The sequence below is a fragment of the Hymenobacter daeguensis genome (assembly GCF_054780555.1).
Genome location: NZ_BAAGWC010000001.1, coordinates 700,017 through 712,375, shown reverse-complemented (window position 1 = coordinate 712,375; position 12,359 = coordinate 700,017). Strand labels below are relative to the sequence as shown.

Here is a 12,359-nt window from a genome sequence, read left to right as displayed (position 1 = left end):
TCCCTGCATGGGGAGGCCTTTTTTTTGTTGAGCCAAAGCAATGCCCGGACGTGCGCAGCAGGCCGGGGCAGCCTACTTTCCTTCCTTCACCAGCTCCCGGTGAATGCCTGCCTCAAGGCGCTGCAGCGTCATTTCCGGGGCTCCGGCGGCCAGCAGCTCGATGGCGCAGAAGTGGGCCACGTTCAGGATGCCCGCGCCGGTCAGCTCGTAGCGGGCAGCCAGTTGGGGCCAGTCCACGTCGGCGGCAATGTGGATTTGGGGCGGAAAAGACTTGCGCCAGATTGCCAGCCGCTCCTCGGGCCGGGGCATGGGGAAATGGATGATGGACTGAAACCGCCGCGTAAACGCCTCGTCGATATTGGCCCGCTGGTTGGAAGCCAGAATGACCACCCCGTTGTAGCCCTCAATGCGTTGGAGCAGGTAGGCTACTTCCTGGTTGGCGTACTTGTCGTGCGCGTCGCGGATGCCGGTGCGCTTGCCAAACAGGGCGTCGGCCTCGTCGAAGAACAGAATCCAGTTTTTATTCTCGGCCTTATCAAACAGGCGCGAGAGGTTTTTCTCCGTCTCGCCAATGTACTTCGACACCACCCGCGAGAGGTCGATGCGAAACACGTTCTGCCCGGTGTGCTTGCCCAGCAGCGTGGCCGTGAGGGTTTTGCCCGTGCCCGGCGGGCCGTAGAACAGGGCCCGGTAGCCGGGCTTTATGCGTTTTCCCATGCCCCATTCCTGGAGCAGGGTCGGGCTGTAGGTTATCCAGTTTTCGATTTCCCGAATCTGGCGGCGGGTGCCGGGGTGCAGCACCAAATCGGCCCAGTCCAGGGCCGTTTCGATGGCCTCGGCCGGGAAGTCGGCACTGAAGCGCGGCTTGCTGACGGTGCCGGTGGTGAGCTGCTCCACCACTTCGGCGTCGAGCAGCAGGCGGCCGCTCAGGCGGGGCTCGCCCTCGCGCACAGGCTCCAGCTGCAGGATGTTTTTGCGTGCCAGCCAGTGCTCCGGACTTAGCAGGCGCTGCACTTCGAGGCGCTGTTCGAGGTCGGGGCCGGCCAGCACGAACTGCGCGGTTTCGCCGGTGGGCAGCAGGCCGCGGTGGCTGCTGCCGCGCACGCCGCCAAACTCCGGAAAGTCGCCGCCCTCGGGCAGATGCTCGGCCAATAACGCGCTGAAAAACGCCGGCTGCACGTGCGGTGCCAGCGCCAGCAGCAGCAGCACGTACTCGGCAAACGTGGGCTCGTGCCGGGCCATGAACTCGGCAAACGGCGAGCCATCGCGCAGGTAGGCCGGGCCGTCGTCGGGCACGGTTGCGGCCGGGCCACCCCGTTGCTGCAGCTGCCCGGCCACCACCGTGCGCAGGTAGGCGAGGGCCGTGGTCAGGTTGGCGAAGTTGGGAATCCGGCCACTTTCAGCACTCATATAGCTTATACGAAAGTGTTGTGGGCGGCATCGTAGGTCTTGTTAAACACGCCGGAGCTCACGCCTTCGGCTATTTTGCGCTTCAGCGCGGTGATGCGCTCGGCGTAGTTGGCCGCGCCAACGGTGAGCAGGTTGGTGTAGGCGCGCTCCCAGTTGCCGCCGGTGTCGAGGGCGGCGGCCATGCGCGCAAACGTGCCCCGGCCCTGGTGCAGAATATCGCACACCACCGCGCACACTTTCATGGGCGCACCGGCCAGGCCCAGGCGCTGGTGGTAGTACGGCAGATTGGCCTGAAAAAAGGCAATGGCCAACTGTACCTGCGCGGCCCGGTGCCTGGCGTCGTGCTGCGCCCAGTGCACCATGCGCGCCGCGCAAATGGTTTCCTGGGTTTCAATGTCGAGCAGCGTGGGGTTAAGGTAATTCATCAGTCCCATCGTGGAATTATCGTCTTCCAGTTGGGTCAGAATCTGCTCGTCGCTACGATAGAAAATGTGCTTGTTTTTCAGCTCCAGCCGGGGAAAATAGTCCGGAGCCAGCGGCAATTGCAGCAGCATCCGCAGCAGGCGCACAAAGTCGCCGTTGGGCACGTGCGCCGCATACTGCATAAAGCCGAACGTAAACCGGGCCCGGTCGTAGGTATTCAGGCAGAAAAAAGAGCCCTTGCTTTCCACGTAAGCCGTGGGATAAATAAAGTCGGCCCAAACGTCGTGCGCAGCCCGGTAATCGGCGGGCAAATACACCAGTCCCGGCGCGGTGTCGATATTAAATAGCCCGAAATTATCCTCGTATTTGGTGCGATAGCCAATTACAAAACGGGTTTCCGGTGAATTCAGGCGCGTGCCGTAATACGCCGTGCGGCCATTCGGTAACACGCTGGAGCTGATGTTGAAAGAGTAGGCCATGTGCAGTTGTCTGAAATTCAGTTGAAAACATGCTGGATTTGCGTTATAATTTCCGCGCCTTGTTATCAAATAACTGGGCCAGAAACGCCAAATGCTCCCGCAGTTTCACTACTTCAAATGTTGACGTTTCCAGGCTGCCGCCCAACGGCAGGGCAGGGGTTAATCCATAAATTTCATCGGGCCGAAGCTTGACCTTGCTCTTAATTTTCTGATAAATGTCGAAATAAGACCCTTCCATAAAGGAATCCATTGGAACCAATAGATTCATGAATTCGCAGAAGGGAAACCGGCCTTTATACACAATGCCTTTCAGGGGCTCTAATTGATAAATTTTTCCTTTCAGCGAAAAGCAGAGACTACCCAAAGCAGTTTTTAAAAACGTGTGGCATTCTTCGCCTTTTAGTCCCCATTCCGAGAGGGTTTCGAAATGCTCCCGGGGCAGGGTAGAGCAGAAAAAATCGTCGCGAAAAGTCGCAATTCCCTCCGTATGTAAAAACGCAATAATATCGGGCGGCGTGTGGTATTCAGCTAATTCCGAAATAGCAGATTCGTCAATCGATTTAATTTTTCTGGTTCTGGGATTCGTGGCCAGAAAGTCGTCGAGGTTACACATAGTTAGGCACTTAGTTTTACATTGACCGTTGCGGTTGCCTTCACGCCTTTCGCTTTGGTGTCAACATCGGCAATTTTATCTTTCCACTGCGAGCCGATGGATGAATTTACCGCCGAGCTGCCCAAAACCCCGGTTTCGTCGCCATACACGGTGGCGCTGCCGCCGGCCACCTGGTCCACGGTGTGCAGCACGGCTTTGCCCGACGAGGAGCGCCGGCCAATCAGGCGCTCAGCAATGGAAAGCGCCAAATCCTTGCCGGTTTGCTGCGTAATTCGACCTTTGGAATTGGCGTATTTCAGTAGCGAATTTCGGTCGCCGGTAGAAAGGCCGGTGATGGCATTCACGTCGGCAATTATTTTGCTGGCAAATTCCTGGGCCCGTTTGGCGTCGGTGTCAATGCTCCGGCTTTCGCGGCCGAAACCTACGAATTTGGCCCGGTTGCGCTGCCAGTCGCCCACTTTCATGCTTTTGAGCTCGGCTTCCTGCATGGCAATCTGGCGGCGGAACTCAACGGCATTGCCGGAAATGCTGAACGCTACCGTTGCCAATGGCATCGTGTCCTTGGTGCCTCTGCCATATTTCAGCTGCACCAGCACGGTGACAATTTTACTGGTTTGCTTGTCGGCTTCCTTCTGAATTTCGGCTTGCCTGGTTGGGTCGGTTGCGGCGGCCAGGCGCTTGTTAATTCGGCTCAGCTCCGTGGCCAGCCCGACGTCGCCGCCCAGCTCCGTTAGCGCGTTGGCCAGGCGCTGCGGGTTGCTGCTGGCCACCATCGGCTCGCCCGCGCCGTCGGGGTAGAGGCTGTGGTCGTCGCCCTCTACCTTGAAGGATTTGGGCGCGAAGAAGGACTTGACCGCGCTGGAAATTGCATTGCCGGCCTTCTTCAGCATAGCCCCCAGCCAGGCCACAATCTTATCGAGCCCCTTATCAATAGGCTGCCGGATGCGTTTCACGATGCCCACCAGCTTGTCGGGCACGTTGCCCAGCCCGGCAAACTTGGCCAGGAAGCCAATGACAATGGTGAGCGTGCTGGCCATGGTGGCCTCCACTTTCTTAGCCGCGCCGGAAATCTGCCCGGCGGCAATGGCCGCGATGGAGTCGATAAACGCGCCGACCACCGCGCCAATCTGGCTGATTTTCTGGATGAAGAAGGTGATGGTGTTGTAGATGGCGATGATGGCCTGGATGACGGCCCCGGCCGGGTTTAGCATGCTCACCAGCTTGGTGATGGCGGCCTTCACGATTTCGCTGGTCACCATCTGGGTCACCTGCGCGATGAGCTGGTCTTTCAGCTCGCTCAGCTCGGCTTTTATCTGCTCCCAGGCGGCGGCAGGGCCGTCTTTCACCAGCGTAACGAGGATGCCGGCCGTTTTTTCCAATCCCGCCAGCACCGGCTCGGGAATGATTTTGACCAGCTTACCGCGAATATTTTGCCACGTCAGGCCCAGCACCGAGAGCACTAGCTTCAGGATTTCGGTGAGTGTGAAGGATTTGGGGATGTACACGCCGGCCTCGCCAAGTGGCCCGGTTATCCACTTGATGAGGGCATTTTTCAGGTGCTCGCCAATGTTGGCCGCAAATAGCTGGAAGCCCAGCTTGCCGGCCGCCACCAGGTTGCCCACAAACCCCACCGGGTTCTTGATGATGGACTGGAACGCGCCCTGGGCCTTTTTGATGTAGGGCACGGCGCCCGGCGCCACCACCGAGAACAGAATTTCGAGCAGGCCGATAATCTGCTGGAAGCCCCAGCTGAAAAAGTCGCTGGCAATGCTGGCGAAGCTGCCCACGATTTTGGAGAACGCGCCCGCCACCGTAATGATATCCTGGAACGTGAGCGAGGAAACGGTCTGCACGATGCGGCCCGGAATGCTGCGCACGAAACCCATCAGCCCCGCCAGCGCGCCCTGGAACCAGGCGTAGGCGCGGGCCAGCGCGTTGCCCTTCTTGAGGTTCTGGTAGATTTCTTCCTGCCCGATGAGCTTCATGAAGCCGCCAATCAGCGCGTCGGCGGTTTGCGGCACGGGCTCGCCGGTGATGGGGTCTTCGCCGAGCACCACGCGGAGCAGGTCGTAGCCGGCCGTGCCCTGTGCCAGGGCGGCCAGCGGCTTCAGAATGGCATCTTTCACCATCTTCAGCAGCTCCAGCACCACGCTGCCCGCGAAGGAAATGAGCCGGCCCACGGGGCCGGAAAAAATGCCAACGGCGCGGTCCCACACGCCGCCGAGGTCGAAGATATCGGTCCAGCTCAGCGAGTCGATGAAGCGTTTCAGCCCGCTCACGATTTCCGCGCCGATGTCGCCGAAGGCCGCCATTTTCTGCTCGACCCAGGCCCCGGCCTTGTTGAACACGCCGTGGTTGTCGAGGGCCTGCGACACGAGGTGGCCGCCCGGCACCACTTCTACCAGGGCCCGCAGGATGTTGGCCGCGCTCCGGTCCGTCGAGCGCATATTGATGGGGTTGAAGCCTATCACAATGGTCAGCAGGCGGTAGCCGGGAATGTGGTAGGCCTTATCGGCGAAGTAGTCGAGGGCGTCCTGCACGCCCAGGCGCTGCACGGGCGGCGGCGTGGCCGTGGTGCTCACCGGCGCGGCGCTGCGCTGCACGGCGTGGCCCTGCTGAATGGTGTGCGTGAGCTCGTGAGCCAGCAGCTGCTTGCCCTCGCTGGTGCCGGGCTGGTACTGGCCGCGCGAGAAAAAGACGTGGTTCTGGTGGGTGAAGGCGCGGGCGCTCAGGTGGTTGCTCAGGCTGGCGGCCTCGGGGTCGCTGTGAATCCGCACCTGGCTGAAATCGGCCCCGAAGCGCGGCTCCATGTAGCTGCGCACGTCGGCCGAAAGGGGCTGCCCGCCGCTGGTTTTCTGCCGGATGGCCGACTGCGTAGTGGCCGCCACGGCGGGCGTGCCGTCGCCCTTGCGCATCAGCTTGTCCTCCTCCTTTTTCTGGATTTTATCGTCTTTCAGCTCCGCCCGCTGAATTTTTTCCTCCGGGGTGGGCGCTTTCTGAAGCTTGTCGTCGTCCTTTTTCTGCAGCTTTTCTTCGGGGGCGCGCTGGAGCTTGTCGGCGGGTGCGTCGGGGGCAGGCATTCGCATCACTTTGTCGGCCATGCGGTCGGCTTCCTGCTCAAACTTGTCGCCGGGCTTGTTCACCGTCAGCTTCAGCTGCACGGGCGGCGCGGCGGTGGTCGTAGTCGGGGCCGGCTCGAAGAAATTGCCCCCGCCTGCCTTCGCAAAGAAGGGCTGGCCCGACGGCTGCTTCGCAGGCGTCGGGGTGGTGGTGGGCGATTTTTCGGCGGTGGCTTTCATGGTGCTGTTGGCACGGGGTATGTGGTAGCGAGGTGGTCAGACCGTCAGGTGGTCGTAATGTCACCTGTCATCCTGAGCGCGATGAAGGACCTTATCACGTTTGGCTTGCTGTAAGCGGTTCATCAAGCATAAGGTCCTTCGCTGCACTCAGGATGAGGGGTTGAGCGGACGTCAGCCCCATTCCACGCGCAGCAGCCGGGGCATCCAGGGCAGCTGTATCATCGAAACGCCCCAGGGCAGCTGGTCGAGCAGGATGTCGTAGCTCATGGGCTCTACCTGCAGCAGCCAGTCGGCGCTTTGGGGGCGGTAGGCGAGCTTGCCGGCGCGGGCCAGGAAGGTGCCGCGCAGGGCGTCGGGCGAGGTGCTGCGCAGCGCCGTCCAGTGTTGCACCACGGCTTGGAGCAGCACTTCGGCTTCGTCGATTTCGGCCGCGGTCAGGGGCAGGTCGGTAGCCACGGGCTGGCCCAGCGGCACGGCGCACAGCAGCTTGGGTAGGGCCAGGGCGTATTCGGGGGCGCTGCGCTGGCCGGTGGCCAGGAAATGCAGCAGGCACAGCGCCCGCTCGGGCTGCAGCAGCTGGTTGTTTTTCGTCAGGCCCAGCCCTTCGAAAAAGCGCGGCAGAAAGGGGTGCAGCAGCACCAGGCCGGCGTTGTCGAGGTAGGAAATCTGTTTGAGCTCCGGGAGGTTTCCTGCCCCGGTGGCTGGCGTTTCGGCGGGCCCGGCTTCAGGGCTTGCCGCCCGCGTAGCCGCCGCTGCCGCCGCCGAACCAGCCGCAGCTGGTGGCTGCGTGCTGCCGGGCCAGTGCTTTTCCAGCACGGCTTGCAGCCCCGTCTGCTGCCGCGCCGAAGCGGGCAGCCGCAGCCAGGCTTCACGCACTGCCTCATCGGCGTTCGGGGCTGCGCCTCGGGCAATGTGCGTCAGCGCGACCTCCCACAGCAGCCGTTCGAACCCGCTCACCGCTTCATCCAAAGCCGGCCCGAATGCCTTGCCGGCCAGCTGCAGCACCCCGCCAACCGCGGCCAGGGTCCGCTGGCTTTCCGGCCAGAGCGTAGCCATCAGCTTCTCCCGAAAAGCAGCCGAAAACTGCCACGCCAGCCGCTGCCGCACCGTGGCCGCCGCCAGCGCCCGCCGCAATGCCTCCCGCACGCGGCCGGTAATGGCCGCCGGCCCGGCCACGGCCGCCCAGGCGCCGAGCACGGCCTGCTCGAGTTGCCGGCCTTCCGGCAGGCGGAAGGCCCAGGGCAGCTGGCCGGTGTTCAGGAAGTGAAAAAAGGCCTCCTCCACGGTCTGGGGCGTGGTTTTTACTTGCAGGTCGGCCGCCGCCGGCTGCGGTGCCAGCGGCAGCTGCGCCGTTTTTTCCTGCAGGGCTTTTTCGACGGCCTGCGCGAGGAGGGCGGGCGCGTCCTGCTCCAGCCGGTCGAGCGCGAGGGGGCCGGCTTCGAGGTCGAGCCGGTCGAGGACGAGGTGCACACCGGGCGGGGCGCAGCGGTCCAGCACCTGCGCCAGGGCGGGCAGCAGGTAGTCGGCGCAGAGGCGGCTGAGCTGGCTTTGCAGCATCAGCCCGTCGGCCTCGGTGCCGTGCAGGGCCACGTGCAGGTGGTATTGCCGAATGTGGTGCGTCATGGCTTCCCGGCTTTATACTCCGCTTCGGCCACCGCGAAGCAGCCCCGGTTGGTGATGGCCGTGAGGCGGGCCGTGCCGTCGCTGCTCACGCCGGGCGTCACCACCTTGCCGGTGAAGAAGGTGCTGCCGGCGGGTGCGCTCGTGAAGTCCCACACCCAAGCCACGATGGTGCTTTCGGCCACGCCGCCCACGCCGCCGGTGAACGTCAGCGAAGCTTCCTTGATGTCGGCCCGGGCCTTCGAGCCCTTGCACAGCGGCTCCAACTCGGTGCCGGTGCACTGGTTGCGCTCGGCGCAGTCGAAGGCGGGCACCTGGGTGCGCTGGTTGTTGGCGCGGCGGTTGAGGAACGTCACGCCGTCGAAGGGCGCGCCGCTGGGCTCCGGCTCGTTGGTGTATTCCACGCTCAGCGTGAGCAGCGGCTGGGGCGTAGCGGCCAGGTAGTTGAAACCCAGGCTGAAGGTTTCGCACACGAAATGCTCAATGCGAAGCAGCGCAAACGGGTCTTTCGCATCGGGCCGGAAGCTCAGCTCTACCCGGCCCGGGCCTATTTCCTGGGCAATGGCCTCGTTCAGCCGCTTCACCATGCTGCCAACGGTGTTGTCGAAATCTCCGTTCAGGCCCTGCGTCGGCATGGCCACCAGGCTGCCGGGCAGGGTGAAGGCCGTGCCGTTGTAGCGCAAAATGATGCGGGAGTTGGCCGTGTCGTAGGCTTCGTACTCGTGGCCCTTCGCGGGGGGCTGCACCCACAGGCGGTAGGCGCAGCGGCGCGACTGCCCGTCGCAGGGCAGGTTGCAGGGCTCCTGGCAGGTGTGCGTCAGTTCGAGCTGAGCGGTGCATTTGTTGGCGTCCATCACCTCCACGCGCACGGTTTGGCCGCTGGGCGTGGGGGCGGTGGTAACGGTGATGCCCGCCACAGCCGCGCCGTTGAAAAGGTAGGGTGGCTGCCCGCCCGAAATCTGAACAGTGGCCGTGTAGGTGGCCAGCTCTTCGCAAACGAAATCGGAGGCCGTGAGCGTGAGCGGCGGAAATACCACCACCGACTGCGGCGGCGTCACCACCCCGGCCGCGTCGCGCACATACACCGTGTGCGTGCCCACGGTCAGCGTCAGCGGCCCGGTCAGGGGCGTAAACCGTCCGTTGGTGGAATCTACGCGCACCCCGTAGGGCGCGGTGCCGCCCGTCGGCAACACCTGCACCGAGGCCTCGTTGCCGGCAGTGCAGCCCGCCTGGGTGGTGAATCCCAGCGGCGGCAGGCACGAATGGCTGAAGCTTTGCGTGATGCTGCACTGCCTGCTGTCGGTGATGGTGATGGCCACGTCCTGGTTGCCGGGCAGCAGGTCGCTCTGGTACTGCGTGCCCGCCACGCTGCCCCGGCTGGCCGTGTAGGGCGCCGTGCCGCCGCTGATGTTCGCCGTGAGCAGGTACTCGTTGCCGTCGCCCACGCACTCGAAGCTGGCCTCGCCCAGCGCCAGCGGCCCCATCACCGCCACCGTCTGCGGCGCCGATTCGCTGGCCTCGGCATCGCGCACCACCACCTGGTGCTCGCCCGCGCCCAGCGGGAACGAGCCTTTCAGCGGCTGGAAGGTGCCGTCGTCGGTTTTGTAGCTGTAGGGCGGCATGCCCCCGGCCGGCGCCAGCGTGACGGCGGCCTGCTGGTCGGCACCGGTGCAGCCGATGGTGAACGTGAACGTGGGCGGCGGCTTGGGCAGCACAAACTGCACCCCGCCGCCGCTGCTCACCAGGTAGGGCAGGTAAAAATCGGCAATGATGGTGCCGTCGGCCAGCTCGTCCACCGCCTGCCGGATGATTTTATCGGCCGCCGCGCCGCGCAGGCCCGGCAGCTGCAGCCGGATGGGCGGCGCGGCCCCGCCGGTCAGGGCACCGAGCAGCAGGCGCACATCGGGGTCGTCCTTGAAGGCCGCGTTGGCCCCGATGCGGTCCAGCGCGGCTTCCAGTGCGGCTTCCAGCACGCCTTTTCTGTCGGTGGCCGAGGGGTTTTTCTCGTTGATGTCCAACGTGTCTTTCTCCGCCGCCACTTCCTCAGCCGGGCCGGTCTCGCGGCGTTCCAGCAGGCGCACACCGGGCTGGCTCAGATTGGGCAGGGCGGGCTGCGTCAGCACGGTGCCTGGCGCGGCGTTGAGCACACTGATGCCGGTGCCCGCACCCGTCAGCAGCCCGCCCAGCGTTCCAATTATTGCCGTGCCGGCTGTTACCGGGTCGGGGTCGTCGTGGTACACGAGGATGAGGGTGCCGCCCATCGGCACGCCGGCTTTGTGCTGAATGCCGGGGTGCTGGCTCAGAAAATAGCTCAGGAACTGCTGCTGCTTCAGCTCGCGCAGGCGGCGCTTGTACTCTTCGCGCAGGGCCAGCAGCGCGCTCAGCCGGGCTGAGTAGAGCACGGCATCGAACTGGTCAATCAGGTCTTCCTGGGGCAGGAATCTGGCCAGGTCGGTGGGGAAGTTCTCCACGGCCTCGCTGCGGAAGTAGCGGGCCAGGGCCAGCAGGTCTTCGTACTTGTTCTGCAGGTCCTCAAAGCCCACGGCGTTCAGGCTGGCGGGCAGCACATCGGCCAGCTTCTGGAAGTAGTAGATGGCCACGACGTGCGGGTAAAACTCCGGCTGCGGCGCGGCGGCGTGCTGAAACAGCAGGCAGAACACCGTCCAGATGGTGTTGTCGCTCACGCGGGTCTGGTCCACGTCGATGTAGGGCAGGCCCAGCAGCGTGGTCAGGTTTTTCTCGAACCACGCGCCCACCGAGCCCTTCGCGTAGGGCAGGCCCGGCGCGTATTTCGCCAGCAGCGGCAGCCTGGCCACGCCGGCCAGGTCCACGCCTTTGGGCATCAGCACGCCGTAGAAATGCCGGGCTCCCTCGGCCAGGCCGGTCAGCATTTCCTCGCGGAGCGTGTCATACAGCGCCTCCAGGTCCTGAAACTTCGCCGATTCCCTGGTCAGGTCCACCGTCATCTTCTCATCGAAAGCGCCGGTGCGCAGCGCGATGATGTCGATGGGCAGGCGGTGGCGCTCCTTCAGGGTGAGCAGCGTGGCCAGGGTGCTCTGGTAGCCCTTGCCCAGGTGGCCTTCCACGCGCAGGAAGTTGTAGGGCTCCAGGTCGTAGCGCAGCGGGTTGGTGACGAAGGCGGGCGGCGTGGGCTGGTACTCGGCGGCGCGGTAGCCCAGGTTCTGGTTGGCGCGGTTGCGGCGGGTGCGCTGCGGGTTCCAGAGCTGGTAGAGCGGCGGCGTGCCGGTTTGCAGGTAGTAATAGGGAATGGCCTTGTCCGAGAGCGGCACGTCGGCCAGCTTGCTGGGCGTGAGGCGAATCTGCTCCGCTGCCGCGTTGGCCGGCGTGAGGGGGGGCGTGGCCGTGAAGCGCGCCACCATTTCCACCAGCCGCCGAAACAGCTGCAGCAGCTCGGCGCTCAGCTCCTCGCAGCCGCTCACCGCCGCCGACCCCAGAAACCGCTGCCGGTACAGGCCCGGATTGGGCACCGAGGCCGGCACCAGCACGCCCGCCATCAGGTGGCGCGGAAACAGGTCCTCGTCGGGGCAGCAGGCGCACAGCAGCTCCGCGCCCTTCCACCGAAACTCGTCGTAGGCCTGCAGCAGGTCGCCAAAAAAGTCGTAGTAATAGGGCAGAAAGCGCACCTGCGCCGTCGTGGCTGGGGCCGCATCCAGAAAGCCAAACTTCGCGCTGAAGCCGGCAAACGGATTGGTGCCAAAATCAGCCTGCACCACCGGCCGGAAAGCATTGTAAGCCGCCGTGAGGGCCGCGGCCGTGCGCTGCACCAGTTTTTCCTCATAGAAAACGGAGTGGAAGCCGCTCAGCACTTCCTCGCTCGTCACCGGGAGGGTGTTGGGCACGTCGAAGCGCGGCAGGCGCAGGTCGGGCAGGTTGAGGCGGCCGAGCAGGGCGCTTTCCAGGTCGGCCCCGGTGAGCGTGGTGCTGAGCTGATTGGCGGCGGCAATGATTTTGGCCAGGTCCGAAACCGTGACCAGCAGCCGGCGCACGGTCACGCTCACGGACGCGCCCTTGTCGTCGCAGTTGATGGGGCTGCAATTGCGCAGGTCTTCCTTTTTCAGCTCCAGAAACAGCAATACGGCCTTGTCCTGCAGGAAATTGGCGGGCGTGGCCAGCGGCTTCACGTTGGGCTCGCCGGCCGGAAACAGCTCCCACAGCGGGTACTGCGCGTGCGTCACCGGGTCGAGAAAGGGCGCGTAGCCGGGCTCCGGCGGCACCGTGTAATTGTCGCGGTACGCCACCAGCGCCACGTCGTCCGGCTCCAGCATCAGGTAGCCTGCCGAGGTGATGCCGCAGCCGTGCCCGAGGTGAATGGTGCTGACGCCGGCCGTGGTTTCGAGCCGGATTTCCAGTCCGCACACAATGCCGATGCCAATGAGGTTGGCCCGCGTCAGGCGCTCCTGCTCGTCGAGGTAGTCGAAAACCTGGTTCAGGTGGGCGTTGGTGAGCACCTGGTTGGCCTCAAAGACGGGGTAAGTATCTTGTAGCGCTTGCATG

General features: G+C 64.0%; 6 protein-coding genes. All 6 read right to left on the bottom strand.

The window, feature by feature from the left end:
- Positions 1–72 precede the first annotated feature (72 nt).
- The 6 genes from ACYVHT_RS02990 to ACYVHT_RS02965 all read right to left on the bottom strand — a co-directional run bounded on the left by ACYVHT_RS02990 (position 73) and on the right by ACYVHT_RS02965 (position 12,358).
- Complete coding sequence (locus ACYVHT_RS02990; protein WP_460547788.1) at positions 73–1,410, bottom strand: ATP-binding protein; 1,338 nt, start codon at positions 1,408–1,410, stop codon at positions 73–75.
- A 5-nt stretch (positions 1,411–1,415) separates the two neighbouring features.
- A complete protein-coding gene (locus ACYVHT_RS02985) occupies positions 1,416–2,312 on the bottom strand; it encodes a hypothetical protein (protein WP_460547786.1) in 897 nt (298 codons plus the stop codon).
- A gap of 43 nt (positions 2,313–2,355) precedes the next feature.
- Positions 2,356–2,925, bottom strand: coding sequence for a T6SS immunity protein Tdi1 domain-containing protein (locus ACYVHT_RS02980; protein WP_460547784.1), 570 nt, complete (start codon positions 2,923–2,925; stop codon positions 2,356–2,358).
- Between the two features lie 2 nt (positions 2,926–2,927).
- Entirely contained in the window at positions 2,928–6,224 is a 3,297-nt protein-coding gene (locus tag ACYVHT_RS02975; protein ID WP_460547782.1) for an eCIS core domain-containing protein, read from the bottom strand.
- Between the two features lie 171 nt (positions 6,225–6,395).
- Positions 6,396–7,847, bottom strand: coding sequence for a contractile injection system tape measure protein (locus ACYVHT_RS02970; RefSeq protein ID WP_460547780.1), 1,452 nt, complete (start codon positions 7,845–7,847; stop codon positions 6,396–6,398).
- Positions 7,844–12,358 (bottom strand): hypothetical protein, encoded by a 4,515-nt coding sequence (locus ACYVHT_RS02965; protein ID WP_460547778.1) that lies wholly within the window; start codon positions 12,356–12,358, stop codon positions 7,844–7,846. Before ACYVHT_RS02965 ends, ACYVHT_RS02970 begins: the two co-directional genes overlap by 4 nt.
- Position 12,359 lies beyond the last annotated feature (1 nt).